At 45.9% G+C, this 17,790-nt stretch carries 17 protein-coding genes and 1 other annotated feature; of the genes, 16 read left to right on the forward strand and 1 reads right to left on the reverse strand.

The genetic code is table 11. The features are described 5' to 3' along the window. Positions 1–166: 166 nt before the first annotated feature. The 4 genes from ACTNDQ_RS08635 (at position 167) to thrS (ending at position 5,298) form a co-directional block, all read left to right on the forward strand. Entirely contained in the window at positions 167–1,735 is a 1,569-nt protein-coding gene (locus tag ACTNDQ_RS08635; protein ID WP_441064399.1) for an alpha-L-rhamnosidase-related protein, read from the forward strand. A gap of 188 nt (positions 1,736–1,923) precedes the next feature. Beyond that, on the forward strand, positions 1,924–2,433 hold the full coding sequence (locus ACTNDQ_RS08640; RefSeq protein ID WP_015527105.1) for an SEC-C metal-binding domain-containing protein: 510 nt from the start codon (positions 1,924–1,926) through the stop codon (positions 2,431–2,433). Then, positions 2,433–2,915 (forward strand): YdcF family protein, encoded by a 483-nt coding sequence (locus ACTNDQ_RS08645; RefSeq protein ID WP_279201286.1) that lies wholly within the window; start codon positions 2,433–2,435, stop codon positions 2,913–2,915. The genes ACTNDQ_RS08640 and ACTNDQ_RS08645 overlap by 1 nt, the downstream gene beginning before the upstream one ends. Positions 2,916–3,336: 421 nt before the next feature. Next, a complete protein-coding gene (gene thrS / locus ACTNDQ_RS08650) occupies positions 3,337–5,298 on the forward strand; it encodes a threonine--tRNA ligase (protein WP_441064400.1) in 1,962 nt (653 codons plus the stop codon). Positions 5,299–5,424: 126 nt separating this feature from the next. On the opposite strand, the gene ACTNDQ_RS08655 is transcribed toward thrS, so the two are convergent. Beyond that, positions 5,425–6,291: a shikimate dehydrogenase gene (locus tag ACTNDQ_RS08655; protein WP_278796909.1), complete on the reverse strand. Its 867-nt coding sequence runs from the start codon at positions 6,289–6,291 to the stop codon at positions 5,425–5,427. Positions 6,292–6,588: 297 nt separating this feature from the next. Here ACTNDQ_RS08655 and ACTNDQ_RS08660 point away from each other — a divergent pair, with 297 nt between their 5' ends. From ACTNDQ_RS08660 to ACTNDQ_RS08715, 12 genes are all read left to right on the forward strand, one after another. Continuing rightward, positions 6,589–7,440: a sigma-E processing peptidase SpoIIGA gene (locus ACTNDQ_RS08660; RefSeq protein ID WP_412671355.1), complete on the forward strand. Its 852-nt coding sequence runs from the start codon at positions 6,589–6,591 to the stop codon at positions 7,438–7,440. Positions 7,441–7,456: 16 nt separating this feature from the next. Then, positions 7,457–8,182: an RNA polymerase sporulation sigma factor SigE gene (sigE, locus tag ACTNDQ_RS08665; protein ID WP_441064401.1), complete on the forward strand. Its 726-nt coding sequence runs from the start codon at positions 7,457–7,459 to the stop codon at positions 8,180–8,182. A gap of 104 nt (positions 8,183–8,286) precedes the next feature. Further along, on the forward strand, positions 8,287–8,997 hold the full coding sequence (locus ACTNDQ_RS08670; protein WP_441064402.1) for an AraC family ligand binding domain-containing protein: 711 nt from the start codon (positions 8,287–8,289) through the stop codon (positions 8,995–8,997). Then, positions 8,948–9,733 (forward strand): HD domain-containing protein, encoded by a 786-nt coding sequence (locus ACTNDQ_RS08675; RefSeq protein WP_441064403.1) that lies wholly within the window; start codon positions 8,948–8,950, stop codon positions 9,731–9,733. Before ACTNDQ_RS08670 ends, ACTNDQ_RS08675 begins: the two co-directional genes overlap by 50 nt. Before the next feature lie 230 nt (positions 9,734–9,963). Then, positions 9,964–10,173 (forward strand) — a binding site (T-box leader). A 157-nt stretch (positions 10,174–10,330) separates the two neighbouring features. Further along, a complete protein-coding gene (proS, locus tag ACTNDQ_RS08680; RefSeq protein WP_441064404.1) occupies positions 10,331–11,770 on the forward strand; it encodes a proline--tRNA ligase in 1,440 nt (479 codons plus the stop codon). Between the two features lie 211 nt (positions 11,771–11,981). Continuing rightward, the gene (locus ACTNDQ_RS08685; RefSeq protein WP_195656448.1) at positions 11,982–13,322 is read left to right on the forward strand and encodes a CCA tRNA nucleotidyltransferase; all 1,341 of its coding nucleotides are present in this window, start codon (positions 11,982–11,984) and stop codon (positions 13,320–13,322) included. Between the two features lie 59 nt (positions 13,323–13,381). Beyond that, complete coding sequence (locus tag ACTNDQ_RS08690) at positions 13,382–14,356, forward strand: hypothetical protein (protein WP_278796246.1); 975 nt, start codon at positions 13,382–13,384, stop codon at positions 14,354–14,356. Positions 14,357–14,454: 98 nt separating this feature from the next. Continuing rightward, positions 14,455–16,188: a phospho-sugar mutase gene (locus ACTNDQ_RS08695; protein ID WP_015527116.1), complete on the forward strand. Its 1,734-nt coding sequence runs from the start codon at positions 14,455–14,457 to the stop codon at positions 16,186–16,188. Between the two features lie 102 nt (positions 16,189–16,290). Next, complete coding sequence (locus tag ACTNDQ_RS08700) at positions 16,291–16,584, forward strand: HU family DNA-binding protein (RefSeq protein WP_227573730.1); 294 nt, start codon at positions 16,291–16,293, stop codon at positions 16,582–16,584. Positions 16,585–16,657: 73 nt separating this feature from the next. Beyond that, positions 16,658–16,897 carry an RNA-binding S4 domain-containing protein gene (locus ACTNDQ_RS08705; protein WP_015527118.1) on the forward strand — a complete coding sequence of 80 codons (240 nt, stop codon included), beginning with the start codon at positions 16,658–16,660 and terminating at the stop codon, positions 16,895–16,897. A gap of 90 nt (positions 16,898–16,987) precedes the next feature. Continuing rightward, complete coding sequence (gene yabP, locus ACTNDQ_RS08710) at positions 16,988–17,269, forward strand: sporulation protein YabP (RefSeq protein WP_044960948.1); 282 nt, start codon at positions 16,988–16,990, stop codon at positions 17,267–17,269. A 111-nt stretch (positions 17,270–17,380) separates the two neighbouring features. Beyond that, entirely contained in the window at positions 17,381–17,695 is a 315-nt protein-coding gene (locus ACTNDQ_RS08715; protein WP_227573720.1) for an FtsB family cell division protein, read from the forward strand. The last annotated feature ends 95 nt before the right edge of the window (positions 17,696–17,790 follow it).

Below are 17,790 nucleotides of genomic sequence, written 5' to 3' on the forward strand. Positions count from 1 at the left end.
CTTTCCATGTGGTTATTTCATAACAGTTGAGTAAAGTACATCATAATCACCAAAAAAAACGTCAGTGTTTTATAAGAAAAATCACAATTGGAAGAAAAAGTGAAAAAGTGTATAGTAATGCAGAAAGAATCATCGAAGAACTGGATGAAAGGAGAATGATCATATAATGGCAGAGGCAAGTATTGATCTTAATATGGTCCGTGTGACCAATGAGGATTTTGTAAAAAAAGCAGAAGCATGTACACCGGAGTTACTGAAAACGGTAGTTCGTCCGGTTTCTATTGTAGACATCGTAAAAACAGAGGAGGTCTATCCTGAGGTTCACAAAAAGGATGAGATCAAAAATCTTTCAGGCTATCATCTTGCAAAGGGAGACAAAATCTGTCTGGATTTTGGAAATCATCAGGTAGGATACGTGACTCTGAAGCTGAACTCCGTAGGAAGTCCTCAGGACGCACCGGCATTTTTCAGATTGAAGTTCGGAGAGATTGCCAAGGAGATGACCGAGGATTCTGCAGACTATGACGGATGGATCAGCAGAAGCTGGATACAGGAAGAATTTATCCATATCGATGTTCTTCCGGCAGAGCTGAAGCTTCCGAGAAGATATGCCTTCCGTTATATGGAGATCGAAGCTATAGACACTTCCATGAAGTGGCAGATGGTAGTGGAAGATGTATTCTGTACCAGTGTTTCTTCTGTCAGAATGGAAGATGTGAAGCCGGTGGAAAGCAAGGATGAAATGATCCGCAGACTGGATCGTGTCAGCCTTCGTACTCTGCAAAACTGCATGCAGACCGTATTTGAGGACGGCCCTAAGAGAGACCGTCGTCTGTGGCTTGGAGATTTAAGACTTCAGGCGCTTGCAAATTATGAGACATTCCACAACATGGAGCTGGTAAAAAGATGCCTGTATCTGTTTGCAGGCCAGACAAAGGACAATGGACAGGTAAGTGCCTGCCTTTTCACAGAACCGAAATTTATTATGGATGATACCTTCCTTCTGGATTACTCCATGTTCTTCGGAGCAGCCCTCTGTGACTACTACGAAGCCTCCGGCGACAAGGAGACCGTAAAGGATTTAAGTGCCTGTGCATACCGTCAGATGGAGATCGCAAAAGAGCAGTTTGATGAGAACGGACTTATGAAAAACGGGGATGGTTTCTGGGGCTTTATCGACTGGACAGAGGGTCTGAACAAGCAGAGCGCAATGCAGGGTGTTTATATCTACTGTGCAAAGAAGGTACAGAAGATCGCAGAGCTCCTCGGAGATACGGAAAAAGCAGAAGAGCTGAAAAAAGAGGCTGAGGCAAAAACAGCGTCTGCAAAAAAATATCTTTTTGATGAAGAGAGCGGGCTGTTCGTCAGTGGCGACGAAAAACAGATCAACTATGCAAGTCAGGTATGGATGATCCTGGCAGAAGCGGTCAGCAGCGAAGAAGGAGCAGAAATACTGGATCGTCTGGTGGAACTGAAACCGGAAAAAGGAATGGTTTCTCCGTATATGAACCATCATTTTGTGGAAGCACTTCTGATGTGTGGTAAAAAAGACCAGGTAATGGAATATATGAAATATTACTGGGGCGGAATGATAAGCCACGGTGCGGATACATTCTGGGAGCTTTATAATCCGGAAAATCCTGCAGAATCTCCATATGGAAGCAGCATTGTCAACAGCTACTGCCACGCATGGAGCTGCACTCCGACTTATCTTCTCAGAAAATATTTTAACTGAAGCAAGTAAGTCCCCTGCGGGGGCGCGAATATCTGCTTGAACTAAATCACAGTGTGATAAAATAACTCGGATATGAAACAGATGTATTTGATTTCTTCGCCAAAATATGATATAATAAATAGAAATTGCGAAGCGGAATATAAATCTCCGTCTTATTTATCTAAAATTTTGGAAAAGAGGATCAGACAATGAGCGATATGACAATTCTTGAGCAGTGGCGTTCCATTGCTTATAATCAGAATGCAGATAAGAATAAGCTTCAGCGCTTCTGGGCAAATTATTTTAACATTGAGAAGAATATTTATGAGCAGCTTCTTGAGAACCCGGATGAGGTTGTTTCCGGAACTGTAAAAGAGCTTGCGGAGAAATACGGTCAGGACGTTATGACTATGGTTGGTTTCCTTGACGGAATCAATGACAGTCTGAAGGTTCCGAACCCGATCGAGACTATGGATGAGGATACCAAGGTAAACCTTGCATTTGATAAAGAGGCACTCTATAAGAACATGGTAGATGCCAAGGCTGACTGGCTTTACAACCTTCCTCAGTGGGACAAGATCTTCACAGAAGAGAAAAAGAAAACCCTCTACATGGAGCAGAAGAAATCCGGCACAGTTGTGAAACCGCACAAGGTCGGAAGAAACGATCCGTGCCCATGCGGAAGCGGCAAGAAATACAAACACTGCTGCGGAAGATAATGAGCGTAAAGAAGAATCTGGATTACATTATCGTGTTAGGTGCCCATGTGGACGGAACACGGATGACACTTGCCCTTCTGGAACGAGCCAGAAGGGCCCTTCTTTATCTTGAAGAAAATCCGGGTACGAAGGCAGTGCTATCCGGAGGAAAAGGAGATGGAGAAAACATTTCCGAGGCAGAGGCCATGTATCGTTATCTTACCGGTCACGGAATAAACAGGGACAGACTGATACGGGAAGAGGAATCTACCAGTACAAAAGAGAATTTGGAATTCAGCCGCAGAAGGATCGGAACCACAGACTGTTCCGTAGGCGTGGTGACGAACAATTTTCATGTATGGAGAGGAGCAGCCATTGCAAGAAAATGTGGATTCCGGGAAGTGGCCATGGTACCTTCCAGGTATCGAAGCTGGCGTCTTTTTATCTACATTCCCCGTGAGATTCTGGCCATTATCAAAGACAAACTCATGGGAAATCTGTAGATCTGTGCGAGAAGAGAAATCTCAAAAATTTTGTCAACATGCGTTGACAAATAAAAATACTGCGCTTATAATGAACCACAGAAAAAGAAATAAAAAACACGTTGACGAGACGAGTAAGCTGTGAAACGTTACAGAGAGAGATGTGAAGTGCTGGAAACATCTTATCGGGAAACAGCCGAAGACTACCTCCGAGTGGCCCCAATCAGGTCCGGTGATTCCGTTATCATCATAATTGAGAGGCTTTGCATCCTGGCATGACCGGGCAGCAGAGCAAGCAGGGTGGAACCGCGAGAATGAATGAACTCGTCCCTTACAGTATGTGATGTGCTGTGAGGGATTTTTTTATTGCAGAATCTCTTGCAAAAGCAGATACATACTGTGTACCATAAAAACTTCATTTAAAATGAAAGGAGAAACAACAATGATCATTACATTAAAAGACGGCTCAAAAAAAGAATATGCAGAAGCAAAAGCTGTGATCGATATCGCATATGACATCAGCGAAGGTCTTGCACGTGCTGCATGTGCAGGAGAAGTAAACGGAGAGGTCGTAGATCTTCGTACAGTTCTTGACAGCGACTGTGAGCTGAATATCCTTACAGCGAAAGACGAGAAAGGCCTTGCAGTTCTCCGTCATACAGCATCTCACGTAATGGCACAGGCTGTACAGAACTTATACCCGGAGGCAAAGGTTGCCATCGGACCATCCATTGATACAGGCTTCTACTATGATTTCGACCACGAGCCATTTTCACGTGAGGATCTTGACGCCATTGAGAAAGAGATGAAAAAGATCATCAAAAAAGGCGCAAAGATCGAGCGTTTTACAAAATCCCGTGAGGATGCCATCGCATACTTTAAAGAGAAAAATGAGCCATACAAGGTTGAGCTGATCGAGGATCTTCCGGAGGGAGAAGAGATTTCCTTCTATTCACAGGGAGCCTGGACAGATCTCTGTGCAGGCCCGCACCTGATGAGTGTAAAAGGCATCAAGGCATTCAAACTTCTTTCTTCTTCCAGCGCATACTGGAGAGGCAGTGAGAAAAACGCAATGCTCACACGTATCTACGGAACAGCCTATGCTACAAAGGATGAGCTGAAAGAGCATCTGGAGCAGATGGAAGAAGCAAAGAGACGTGATCATAACAAGCTTGGCCGTGAGATGAAGATCTTCACAACTGTAGATGTGATCGGACAGGGACTTCCGCTTATCATGCCAAACGGTGTGATCATGATGCAGGAGCTTCAGCGCTGGATCGAGGATGAGGAGACAAAGCGTGGATATGTAAGAACAAAAACTCCTCTTATGGCAAAGAGCGATCTTTACAAGATCTCCGGACACTGGGATCATTACAAAGATGGTATGTTCGTACTTGGTGATGAGGAGAAGGACAAAGAGGTTTATGCACTTCGTCCGATGACATGTCCGTTCCAGTACTATGTATACAAAGCAGAGCAGCACAGCTACCGTGATCTGCCGATCCGTCTCGGCGAGACCTCCACACTGTTCCGTAATGAGGATTCCGGAGAGATGCATGGCCTGACACGAGTTCGTCAGTTTACTATTTCCGAGGGACATCTGATCGTAAGACCGGATCAGATGGTAAAAGAGTTCAAAGACTGTATCGCACTTGCCCAGTACTGTCTGCAGGTACTTGGTGTTGAGGAAGATGTAACCTATCATCTTTCCAAATGGGATCCGACAAACAAAGAGAAATACATCGGTGAGCCGGAGGTATGGGAAGAGACAGAAGGTCATATCCGCCAGATGCTTGAGGAGCTGAACATTCCATTCACAGAGGATGTGGGCGAGGCTGCTTTCTACGGACCGAAGGTTGATATCAACGCAAAGAACGTATACGGAAAAGAAGACACCATGATCACGATCCAGTGGGATGCACTTCTTGCAGAGCAGTTTGATATGTACTATATCGATGAGAATGGCGACAAACAGCGTCCGTACATCATCCACCGTACATCCATGGGATGCTATGAGAGAACACTGGCATGGCTCATTGAGAAATACGCAGGAATGTTCCCGACATGGCTCTGCCCTGAGCAGGTTCGTGTGATCCCGATCTCCGAGAAGTACAACGATTATGCACAGAAGGTTGAAGCTCAGATGAGAGAAGCTGGAATCCGCTGCTCTGTGGACGGACGTTCCGAGAAGATGGGATACAAGATCCGTGAGGCACGTCTTGAGAGAGTACCTTACATGCTTATCGTTGGTGCAAAAGAGGAAGAAGAGGGTAAGGTTTCCGTAAGAAGCCGCTATCTTGGCGATGAGGGAATGAAAGAGCTTGGTGAGTTCATTGACTTCATCAAAGAAGAGATTAAGAACAAGACGATCCGTAAGATCGAGGTTCAGGAAGAGAAGAAATAAACAAAACAGATGATTGACGGATAAATAAAAGGCGACCCGTGTGATAGGCGGGCCGCCTTTATTTTTGATCCGGCAATATTGAGGCCACGCTGTGATGCGGAGGCGGTCAGTATTGCCGGATATTTTTTATTTAAAATATTTCTCCCTGACGAGCTCAACCGGCATGTCCAGTCCGGTCCAGATGTGGAAAGCCTTTACACCCTGGTGGAGCAGCATGTACATTCCGTTAAAGGTCGGACATCCGGCTTCCCGGGCTTCCCTGAGAAGTCTTGTTTCTCTTGGCTCATATACAACATCGGCTACGGTAAGCTCCGGATGGAACAGAGCCTTGTCCGGGATCACGGTGCCTGTCACATCCGGAACCATTCCCACAGAAGTTGCATTGATGAGGAGATTGCTTTCCTCCAGTGCGTCCTTCAGCGCAGTGTGATCATCCATCTCATGAAGGATCATCTCACATTCTGTCATATGAGACATTTTTTCTGCCATGGAAGCGGCGCGTTCCCAGTAACGGCTGGTAGGACGTGCAAAAACATGGATCTTTTTTGCACCCTCCAGGGCGGACTGGCCGCAGATCGCCATTCCGGCACCGCCGACGCCCATAACGGTGATGGTGCGCCCTTTTACATCACAGCCGGCATCTCTGGCAGACTGGGTAAATCCATAACCATCAGTATTAAACCCCTTTAATTTTCCGTTGTCGTTGCGTACGGTATTTACCGCTCCGATCAGCTGGGCAGTGGGAGAAAGCTCGTCCAGAAGCTCCACGATCTTATTCTTGTTTGGCATGGTCAGGTTAAAGCCCTTGATCCCACAGGCTTTCAGTCCTTCCACAGCCTGGGGAAGGGTCTCCTCTGTTACATCAAAACAGAGATACACATAATCAAGTCCAAGATAACGGAATGCCTCATTGTGCATTAAAGGTGATACGCTGTGTGCCACGGGGCTTCCCAGAAGGCCGGTAAGCCCGGTATGGCCGGTAATATTGATCATTGTTCGATTCCCTCCTGTATCTCATAAAATAGAATTTCTTTACGAAATATAATAAAAAATATTTTAGCACTATAAAGTGCGAAAATCAACAAATACAAATATTGTACGGAAATTTATACATTTTTGTCGCTGATTCATAGAAAAAATCTATAAATGTCGATACAGACAGAAACGACCCGATAAGTTAGAAGAATCGACATCCGGATTTGACAAAATATGCAAAGAGCCTGCCCTATAATAAATGCACTTACCAAAGTTGAGAATCGATGGCAGACGAAACAGCAGTGGGGGAAGCTTATGTATCAGAGGATGTACATAGATATCGTTTTTATGACGAATTTCCTTATGGATTACATGCTTTTAAGACTTGTGGGAAAATTTCTGCATCTTGACGGGAAACGCAGAAGATGTGTGATATCCGCTGCCTTTGGATCTTTTGTATCCTGCCTGCTTGTATGTGCACCTTTTAAGATCATTTTTCCTGCCGCTGTACTGATCCATGGCGGCTGCGCTTTTTTTATGGCGTCGTTTGCTTTTCGACTGAAAAAAGGCGGCCTTCTTGTAAAAACCATTCTGGCTCTGTATTTCACAGCTTTTGTGGTTGGCGGGATCTATCAGGCACTGGAAACGGAAAGAACCATGACGGTGAAAATATTTCTGCTTTTTCTGGCAGGGATTTATGGCGCACTTTATACACTGGGGTGTGTGACCGAGACCTTCCGGTTTGGAAGAAGAAATATTTTTCCGGTCACTTTGAAATATCAGGGGAAGCTGCAGCAGACATACGGCTTTTATGATACCGGAAATCTCCTTATGGATCCTGTGAAAAAACAGCCGGTATCGATCATCAAACAGGAACTTTTGGGAAGCCTGATATCGAAAGAGCAGGTGAAAAAACTGATGGATATTAAAGATAAACCAGAGGCACTGGAAAATACAGGATTTGTCAGTCTGCAGCCGCATTTTCTGAGCTGTCATACCGCAGATGGAAAAAAAGGACTGCTGCTGGCAGTGATCCTTGATGAACTTCTGATCCAGACTCCCGAAAGGGTGGTACATGTAGGAAAACCGGTGCTTGCCATAACATCCGAGCCCTCAGCTTTGGGAGAAGAGTACGAGATACTTTTGAATTCCAGACTATTAAATTGAGAAGGGGGCTTATGTTATGAACAGAGCAGCTGCAAGATCCTATCCGTTTCAGGTGATCCGGAAATTTATGTTCAATCGTCCGGGAGAGGTTTTTTATATTGGTGGAAATGATATCCTTCCGGCGCCGTTGTCAGCGGAACGGGAGGCTGAAGTGATCGAAATGCTGGGAACAGAAAAGGAAAAAGAGGGAAAGTCGGTTTTGATCGAGCATAATCTACGGCTGGTGGTTTATATTGCAAAGAAATTTGATAATACAGGGGTAGGTGTGGAGGATCTGATCTCCATCGGAACCATAGGGCTCATAAAGGCTATCAATACCTTTGATCCGGTAAAAAATATCAAGCTTGCTACCTATGCATCACGATGTATCGAAAATGAGATCCTGATGTATCTGAGGAGAAACAGCAAAACAAAGATGGAGGTTTCCATTGATGAGCCGCTGAATGTGGACTGGGATGGAAATGAGCTGCTGCTTTCGGATATTCTGGGAACGGATGACGATGTGATCTCCAGACGTCTGGAAGATGAGGTGGAGATCGCACTTCTTGGAAAAGCCATCAGCAAACTGACAAAGCGGGAACAGATGATCATCCGTCTGCGATTCGGTATCGGAAACCGGGAAGGAAGCGAGAAAACACAGAAGGAGGTAGCGGATATTTTAGGAATTTCGCAATCCTACATTTCCCGCCTGGAAAAGCGGATCATGAAGCGGCTGCGGAAAGAAATCGTAAAGTATGAATAGATAAAACCGGAAAAAACGGTTTACCGGACAGGGACAACGTGTTATATTGAAAAAAAGAACGGAAACAGTCATTTTCCGGTAAACGAGGAGCTTGAAGAAATACGATGGACAGAGAAGAGCTTGACCGTTATCTGAGAAAGGTAACACCAAGAGAAAAAGAGATTTTGGAAGGGATTTCCCTGGAGGAACTGCAAAGGCAGGATACCTGCCGTTTTGCAAAGGCCGGCCAGGGAACTTATCTTTTTGAGGGAAGCCTGTTTATGGCACCGGGAGAAAAAATCGTGGTAAGCAGGCAGGACCGCTATGTAAAAGTCCTGCCCCACCAGCATGATTATATAGAGCTTTGTTATCTCTGGTCTGGAAGCTGCAGTCAGACCATAGAAGGGAAGAAGATCGTTACCAGCGAGGGCGATATCTGTATTTTTGATACCCAGGCAGTGCATGCGATTGAGGCGGGCGGTGAAAACGATATTCTGGTAAATATCCTTATGAGCCGGGAATTCTTTGACACTGCCTTTCTGAGCCGGATGCCGCGTCAGGGAATAGTTTCGGAGTTCCTTGTGGAATCAGTGACCAGAAGCAGGAAGAAAAAGCAATATCTGTATTTTAAAACCCATGGGAACAACCGGGTGGGCGAGATCATGGAGCAGATCATATCTGAGTATTATGCCCGGGATATCGGCATGGAAGAGGTGATGGAAAGCTATGTGATCATTCTGTTTACAGAGCTACAGAATGAACAAAAGAAGAAGGGGGTGTGGCAGAATGATCGACATTGCACATGCAAAACAGGAATTCGAAAAATATCTGGATGAATACGACCGGGAGGATGAACAGATTTGTCTGAAGATCGTACATACCTATGGCGTGGTGAAATACGCAGGAGAGATCGCCAGAAAAATGGAATGTTCCGGTGAAGATGTGGAACTTGCGGAGCTGATCGGTCTGCTTCATGATATTGGCCGTTTTGAGCAGATCCGTAGATTTCACAGCTTTGAGCCGGGAACCATGGATCATGCCGTGTTCGGTGCAGAACTTCTCTTCGGGGAGGAGAAGCTGATCCGGCGCTTCGTGGAGGATGATAAATTTGATGAGCTGATCGATGCAGCAATTCGGAAGCACAGTGATTTCAAACTGGAAGGAATCCACGATGCAAGAACACTTTTCCATGCAAAACTGATCCGGGATGCCGATAAGCTGGATAACTGCAGAGTAAAGCTGGAGGCGTCTGTTGAAGCCATGCTGGGAGTCTCTGAGAAAGCTGCAGGAGAAGGGCTGATCTCACCGGCAGTGTGGGAGTCCTGTCTCAGAAGAGAATCCGTGTTATCCGTAGACAGACATGTGCCGGTGGATTACTGGGTATCTTATCTTGCACAGTATTATGATATCAATTTTCCTGAGACCTGTGAGATCATCGAAGAAGAGGATTATATCACCAGGATCGCAGGCCGGCTGACGTACCAGGAACAGGATACCAGAACTAAGCTCCATATTCTCACAGAAGATCTGAACAGGTATCTGGAGATGCCGGCTGTGTCTGTGAAGGAATAGGAGCATAGCAGTTACTGTTCACTGGCAATGTTCCGCGAGGTGTTTTTTGTGAGCGAAGGTCACAGAAAACCCGAGACATACCGCGCGAATTTATGCGATTAGCATAAATTCTGTGCATCGCGAAGCGTGTTACTGAGAACGGAGTGAGCAGTAACTCATAGCAGAGAGACTTGTTATATTTTTTTGTTTGGGGTTGACTTTGAGGCGGTTTTCGCCTAAAATATATCAAAGATACGGCGATGATGAGAATAGTACACAGGGAATTATCTCAGAGAGGGATCTGCTTTGGTGGAAGGATCCTGTGCGTGAACTGTGGAACCGGCCTCGGAGCTCTGCGTGATTGAAGCGTGGCGTGTGTTTCCGGCGTTAACGGGTGTTGAGAGAACAGCTTTTCAGGCTGTTAACTGGGGTGGTACCGCCGAAGTCATTCGGTCCCTTGTGAGGGATTTGGATGGCTTATTTTTTGTCCGTAAAACGGGATTGTAAATACAGTGTACGGTTTATGGGACAGAAGAGTAAGCTGGAAGGATTCCGGATTGCTGTGGCTGCCTGACAGTCGGCAATATGTAACAGATCACAAGAAAAAGGAGATTTATCATGGCAAAAGAAAAGAAATTAGTACAGGCCATCACATCTATGGATGAGGATTTTGCTCAGTGGTATACAGACGTTGTTAAGAAGGCTGAGCTCTGTGGCTATACAAGTGTTAAGGGCTGTATGGCGATCAAACCTGCAGGTTATGCGATCTGGGAGAATATCCAGCATGAGCTTGACCGCAGATTTAAAGAAACCGGTGTAGAGAACGTTTACATGCCGATCTTTATCCCGGAGTCTCTTCTTGATAAAGAGAAAGATCATGTAGAAGGTTTTGCTCCGGAGGTTGCATGGGTGACTCATGGCGGCCTTGATCCGCTGCAGGAGAGACTTTGCGTGCGTCCGACTTCTGAGACTCTGTTCTGCGATTTCTACCAGAAAGAGATCCAGTCCCACAGAGATCTTCCAAAGGTATATAATCAGTGGTGTTCCGTTGTCCGTTGGGAGAAGACAACACGTCCCTTCCTTCGTTCCAGAGAGTTCCTGTGGCAGGAGGGACATACTGCTCATGCAACAGCTGAGGAAGCGGAGCAGCGTACCATCCAGATGCTGAACATCTATGCAGACTTCTGCGAGGAAGTTCTTGCGATTCCGGTCATCAAAGGCCAGAAGACAGACAAGGAGAAATTTGCAGGTGCTGAGGCTACTTATACCATCGAATCTCTGATGCACGACGGTAAGGCTCTCCAGTCCGGTACAAGCCATAACTTTGGAGATGGCTTTGCCAAAGCATTCGGAATCCAGTACACAGATAAAGATAATACACTGAAATATGTTCACCAGACATCCTGGGGAATGACAACCCGTATGATCGGTGCGATCATCATGGTTCACGGTGATAACAGCGGACTTGTTCTTCCTCCGAGGATCGCTCCGGTACAGACTGTGATCATCCCGATCCAGCAGCGTAAAGAAGGGGTTATGGAGAAGTCTGACGAGCTTCTTGCAGCACTGAAGGCAGCAGGTATCCGTGCAAAGGTTGACGCGACAGACAAGAGCCCGGGATTCAAGTTTGCTGAGCAGGAGATGCGTGGTATCCCGCTTCGTGTGGAATGTGGACCGAAGGATATCGAGAACGGTCAGGCAGTTCTCTGCAGAAGAGATACCCGTGAGAAATACACAGTATCCTTCGAGGAGCTTGCAGATAAGGTAAAAGAGCTTCTGGATACCATTCAGCATGATATGCTGGAGCGCGCACGTGCACACAGAGAGGCACATACTTACGTAGCAAAGAATTATGAGGAGTTCGGTGAGATCATCAACAGCAAACCGGGATTCATCAAAGCTATGTGGTGTGGTGATCGTGCATGTGAGGACAAGATCAAGGAAGATTTCCAGGCAACATCCAGATGTATGCCGTTTGAGCAGGAGCAGTTAAGCGACATTTGCGTATGCTGCGGAAAACCGGCTAAGAAAATGGTTTACTGGGGACGTGCATACTAAAAAAATACAGCAGGCCACTTCAAAAAAGTGGGATGATCATATTGCAGAAACAACGGCGGGGCAAAATATGCTCCGCTGTTTTTATGAATCTATGTTATAATAGCGTTAAGGAAAACATATCAGAATATTATTCGGCTGCTGACATGGAGACAATACAGCGAAATGTAAACGTGTTTTGAACGGACAGCAGCGATCATCAAGAGGAGTTATTATGACGATTAACATACCACAAAAAGCAGAACAGATCCTGCATATTCTCAATGAAGCCGGCTATGAGGCATATGTTGTTGGCGGCTGTGTCCGGGATTCCATCCTGGACCGGGTGCCTGGGGACTGGGATATCACTACCTCCGCACTTCCGGAGCAGGTGAAGGAGCTTTTTCACAGAACTGTAGATACGGGGATCCAGCATGGAACAGTAACTGTAATGATGGGCAAAGAGGGCTTTGAGGTGACAACCTACCGTGTGGATGGAGAATACCATGATGGCCGTCACCCGGATGCCGTGACCTTTACCAGGAGTCTTGAGGAAGATCTGAAACGAAGAGATTTTACCATTAACGCCATGGCTTATCATCCGGAGCATGGACTGGTGGATCTGTTTGGCGGAATGGAGGATATCAATAGGAAGATCATCCGTTGTGTCGGGGATCCGGTGGAACGTTTTACAGAGGATGCTCTTCGGATGCTCCGGGCAGTGCGTTTTTCCGCACAGCTTGGTTTTACTGTGGAGGAGAATACGAAAGCGGCACTGGCGCGGATGTCGGGGAACCTGGAGCATGTCAGTGCAGAGCGTATCCAGACAGAGCTTGTAAAGCTTCTGGTATCCGATCATCCGGATTACCTCCGGACAGCCTGGGAGACAGGCCTTACCCGGGAATTTCTTCCGGAATTTGATGCCTGTATGGAAACAGCGCAGAATACCCCCCATCACTGCTGCAGCGTAGGCGAGCACATCCTGAAAAGCCTTACGGAGATCGAGAATGACAGGCTTCTTCGTATCACCATGCTTCTTCATGACATTGCCAAGCCGGTTGTAAAAAAGACAGATGAGAATGGAAGAGACCACTTTAAGACTCACGGACCGGCAGGCGAAAAGCTGGCAGGAAAGATCCTGCGCCGTCTGAAATTTGATAATGTAACGATCCGAAATACCTGTCGTCTGATCCGGTATCATGATCTTCGTCCCACTCCGGACGCCGAGGATGTGCGGAGAGCTGTGAATCTTATCGGAGAAGAGCTTTTTCCACTGTATCTGAAAGTGCAGAAGGCAGATCTTTTATCCCAGAGTACTTACAGGAGGGAGGAGAAGCTGGCACGGTTAAGCGGTGTGACGGAAGCTTATCAGGGAATCCTTGAAAGAGGTGAATGTACATCTCTGAAAACCCTGGCAGTTTCCGGAAAGGATCTTATAAAGGCAGGACATCCGGCCGGACCGGCACTGGGAGCACTGCTCGAAAGACTTCTTGACTGTGTGCTGAAAGATCCAACCCTTAATACAAAAGAAAAACTTCTTGAAACAGCAGAAAAAGACAGCATAAAAACCGAATAGAATAACAAAAATCCCCCCTGCATAAAATAGAACGTAAAATAAGGCAGGGGGGAACTTTTTTGTATGATTATGGGTTGAGCGTGCTGGAGCAGTATGGGCTTACGGCTTCATTCTCCGGCAGGGTGCGGGGGGCACTTCTGTGCCGGACAGAAAAAGGTCCGGTGATACTCCGGGAATTTCATGGCTCGGAAAAAAAGCTTTCCATGCAGCAGCAGCTTCTTGAAAAAATGAAAGAACAGGACTGTCTTGTGGACGCCTATCTCAGAAACAGGGAAGGCGTACTGGTAAGCAGGGACAAAGATTCTGTTCCATATACTGCACAGATCTGGTTTGAGGGACGGGAATGTGACACGAGATCCGAAAACGATATTTTAAAAAGCATCCGGACTCTGGCACAGATCCACAAGATCATGCAGCTTCCTGTGGAAATGGATTATGCGGGAAGAAATCTGCAGGAAGAATATATCCGGCATAATCAGGAAATGAAGAAAATACGCCGTTTTATCCGAAAAAAAGGAGCGGTCAATTCTTTTGAGAAAGATTATCTGAAAAGCGTGGAATGGTTTCTGCAAAAAGGAGAAGAAGCGGCAGCTATGCTGGAAACCACGGATTATAAAAATCTGCGGCAGCAGTCTCTTCAAAGCGGCAGTATCTGTCATGGCGAATATAATCAGCATAATGTGCTGATACTTGGGAAAAACACAGCGGTGACGAATTTCAGTCACTGGAGCTTTGATGTGCAGATGGCAGATCTGTACCGCTTTATGCGGAAAATCCTGGAGAAATACAGCTGGGATCTGCACCTCGCGCAGAAGATGCTTTCTGCATATGATTCCGTACGGCCGCTCTCGGAGTCTGAGTGGCAGAACCTGAGAGTCCGGTTCTGTTATCCGGAAAAATACTGGAAACTGGCAAATCATTATTATACACATAACAAGGCTGTGATCTCCGGAAAAAATGTGGAAAAGCTGAGAACTCTGATCCATCAGAAAAAACAGTGGGAGGAATTTTCAAAACAGTGCTTCAGGCAGTAATGATTCTGAATGTGACAAAAACAAAACTTCCCTTTTTCTGAAAATTGTTATATAATATTAAGTATCTTATATAAAGAAACAGGGAGGTATTTTGGAACATGGATTATAAAGAAATCTATAATCAGTGGCTTGAAAACCCATACTTCGATGAGGCGACAAAAGAAGAACTGAAAGCGATCAAAGACGACGAAAATGAGATCAAAGAGCGTTTTTATATGGATCTTGAGTTTGGTACGGCAGGCCTGCGTGGTATCATCGGCGCAGGTACCAACCGTATGAATATTTATGTGGTAAGAAGAGCAACCCAGGGGCTTGCCAACTATATTGCCAAGGTTGACAAGAAATCCCAGGGAGTTGCCATCGCATATGATTCCCGTCATATGTCACCGGAGTTTGCCCAGGAAGCAGCACTTTGCCTGGCAGCAAACGGGATTAAGGCTTATATCTTTGAGACACTTCGTCCGACACCGGAGCTTTCCTTTGCAGTACGTCATCTGGGCTGTGTGGCAGGTATCAACGTAACAGCCAGCCACAATCCTCCGGAATACAACGGATACAAGGTTTACTGGGAGGACGGCGCGCAGATCACACCACCTCATGATTCCGGTATCATGGGCGAGGTAAAGGCAATCTCCGACTGGAATACCGTAAAGACCATGGACAAGGAAGACGCAGTAAAGGCAGGACTTTTCGAAGTGATCGGACAGGCTGTCGATGATGCTTACATGGCAGAGCTTAAGAAACAGATCATCCATATGGATGCGATCCAGGCAGAGGGCAGGAACCTGAAGATCGTTTACACACCTCTTCACGGAACCGGCAATATCCCGGCCAGAAGGATCCTTAAAGAGCTTGGATTTGAGAATGTATATGTAGTACCGGAGCAGGAGCTTCCGAACGGGGATTTCCCGACAGTCAGCTATCCGAACCCGGAGGCAGCAGAGGCATTTGAGCTTGGCCTGAAGCTTGCGAAGGAAGTGGATGCAGACATCGTACTTGCCACAGACCCGGATGCAGACCGTCTTGGCGTCCGCGTAAAGGATAAAAACGGAGAGTATCATGATCTTACCGGTAACATGTCCGGATGCCTTCTTGCAAACTATGAGCTGAGCCAGAGAAAGGCTGTAAACGGAAGCCTTCCGGAGGACGGAGCTCTTGTAAAGACTATCGTTACAACAAACCTGGCAGATGCCATTGCCAAGGGATACAACGTGAATCTTATCGAAGTACTTACCGGATTCAAATACATCGGACAGCAGATCCTCGGATTTGAGAACAGTGGCAAGGGTACATATCTTTTCGGATTTGAGGAGAGCTACGGCTGCCTGATAGGAACCTATGCAAGAGACAAGGATGCCATTGTTGCTACCATGGCACTTTGCGAAGCTGCTGCTTACTATAAGACACAGGGCAAGACTCTCTGGGATGCAATGATCGATATGTATGAGGAGTTCGGTTACTATAAGGATGCCATTCAGGCAGTTACCATGAAGGGTATCGAGGGTCTTCAGAAGATCCAGGAGATCATGACAACACTTCGTCAGAATCCGCCTGCTGAGTTTGCCGGACATAAGGTGACTGCTGTACGTGACTACAAGCTGGATGAGATCACAGATCTTGCAACAGGTGAGAAGAAGCCGACAGGACTTCCGAATTCCAATGTTCTCTACTATGAGCTTACCGATGATGCATGGGTTTGCGTAAGACCGTCCGGAACAGAGCCTAAGGTTAAATTCTATTATGGCGTTAAGGGAACATCTCTTGCAGATGCAGACGAGAAATCCGATGCAATGGGCAAGGCTGTTCTTGAAATGGTTGATTCCATGAAATGATAAAATGGTCACATTCCGCCTGTAATATGCGAAAAACCTTGACATTATAAGCCAAAAGCGGTATATATATAAAGCAAAGTCAAAAATAAGAGAACATCAATTATAGGAGGAAACACCATGAATAAAACAGAGTTAGTGGCAGCAATGGCGAAAGACACCAATCTTTCCAAGAAAGATGTAGAAGCTGTTCTGAAATCTTTTATCGATGTTGTAACAGATGAACTGAAAAAAGGCGAGAAGATTCAGCTGGTTGGATTTGGAACTTTCGAAGTAAGCACAAGAGCTGCAAGAGAGGGAAGAAATCCTCAGACTGGTGAGACCATGACGATCGAGGCTTCCAAGTCTCCGAAGTTCAAAGCAGGAAAAGCTTTAAAGGACGTTGTCAACGGTAAATAATCTGTTGGTTCAGAGTGATAACGGCAGGGGAAACCGGTTTTTGGTTTCCCCTGCTTTTTTAGGAGGAAAAATTATGCGTCTTGATAAATATCTGAAAGTATCCAGACTGATCAAACGCCGTACGGTGGCAAATGAAGCCTGCGATGCAGGAAGAGTTCTGGTCAATGACAAGCCGGCCAAGGCTTCTGTACAGGTAAAGACCGGTGACACTGTGGAGATCCAGTTTGGAAGCCGTAATGTAAAGGTTGAAGTCCTGGAAGTTAAGGAAACGGTAAAAAAGGATGAAGTGGAAAGCATGTTCCGCTATATCTGATGCAGGGACAGCTGCCGTTTGGGCGTGATGGTCTATTCCGGATGGATTTTTCATAAAATAAAAGAGAAATCATCCCCAGGGAGGTATGGATTGGACGAGAAGAAACCGGCAGCATTTCACAGTCTGATGCTGGAGCGGCAGAAAGGCGGCACCATAACAGGAATCCGGGAGGTGATCTCTTTCGATGAAAAAGAAATACTGCTGCATACAGAGGAAGGAAAGTTATCCATAAAAGGCGAAGGACTTCATGTAAAACATCTTGATCTGAAAAGCGGGCAGCTTAGCTTGGAGGGAAAAATCGACAGTCTTACCTATCTTGGCAGGAAAAAGGACAAAAAAGAAGGATCCCTTTTAAAAAGACTGTTCCATTAAAGATAAAATGACAGCAAACCGGTTGATATTTTTTTGAAGAAGTTGTAAAATTTGGATGTATAAGCTCGTAAAAGGTAAAGAGATCAGATTGTGTAAAAAAGGAGCAGCAGATTGAAAAATCCAAAAAAGGGAAAAGAAAAAAAACGGATCGGATATAATTATCTTGGCATGGCGGGGATCATGGTGATCGCACTGGTGCTGCTGGGAAGCCTTATGCTGCAGAGTAAGACTCTGGAACGGCGCAGGGATTATTATGATTCCAAAGCTACAGCACTGGAGAAGTCCATTGAAAGTGAGAAGGAACGTACCAAGGAGATCGAAGCAGAGAAAGAACATATGAAGACCGACGAATATGTGGAAGAGGCGGCTCGTGAGAAGCTGGGACTTGTGAAAGATAACGAGATTGTGTTTCAGGAAGAAAAATAGCTGAAAATCAAAGGTTTCGACGAAATTTTTTTTGACATTTTCGTGCGGCTTTGACAGATATTTCAGGGATCTTCCTTTATAATGTTCAGTCAGTG

This window comes from Blautia massiliensis (ex Liu et al. 2021), assembly GCF_052064225.1.
Taxonomy (GTDB): Bacteria; Bacillota; Clostridia; order Lachnospirales; family Lachnospiraceae; genus Blautia_A; species Blautia_A fusiformis.

Coding starts and splice junctions, on each gene's coding strand:
- ACTNDQ_RS08635 (WP_441064399.1), top strand. CDS start 167: ATGGCAGAGGCAAGTATTGATCTTAATATGGTCCGTGTGACCAATGAG.
- ACTNDQ_RS08640 (WP_015527105.1), top strand. CDS start 1,924: ATGAGCGATATGACAATTCTTGAGCAGTGGCGTTCCATTGCTTATAAT.
- ACTNDQ_RS08645 (WP_279201286.1), top strand. CDS start 2,433: ATGAGCGTAAAGAAGAATCTGGATTACATTATCGTGTTAGGTGCCCAT.
- thrS (WP_441064400.1), top strand. CDS start 3,337: ATGATCATTACATTAAAAGACGGCTCAAAAAAAGAATATGCAGAAGCA.
- ACTNDQ_RS08655 (WP_278796909.1), bottom strand. CDS start 6,291: ATGATCAATATTACCGGCCATACCGGGCTTACCGGCCTTCTGGGAAGC.
- ACTNDQ_RS08660 (WP_412671355.1), top strand. CDS start 6,589: ATGTATCAGAGGATGTACATAGATATCGTTTTTATGACGAATTTCCTT.
- sigE (WP_441064401.1), top strand. CDS start 7,457: ATGAACAGAGCAGCTGCAAGATCCTATCCGTTTCAGGTGATCCGGAAA.
- ACTNDQ_RS08670 (WP_441064402.1), top strand. CDS start 8,287: ATGGACAGAGAAGAGCTTGACCGTTATCTGAGAAAGGTAACACCAAGA.
- ACTNDQ_RS08675 (WP_441064403.1), top strand. CDS start 8,948: ATGATCGACATTGCACATGCAAAACAGGAATTCGAAAAATATCTGGAT.
- proS (WP_441064404.1), top strand. CDS start 10,331: ATGGCAAAAGAAAAGAAATTAGTACAGGCCATCACATCTATGGATGAG.
- ACTNDQ_RS08685 (WP_195656448.1), top strand. CDS start 11,982: ATGACGATTAACATACCACAAAAAGCAGAACAGATCCTGCATATTCTC.
- ACTNDQ_RS08695 (WP_015527116.1), top strand. CDS start 14,455: ATGGATTATAAAGAAATCTATAATCAGTGGCTTGAAAACCCATACTTC.
- ACTNDQ_RS08705 (WP_015527118.1), top strand. CDS start 16,658: ATGCGTCTTGATAAATATCTGAAAGTATCCAGACTGATCAAACGCCGT.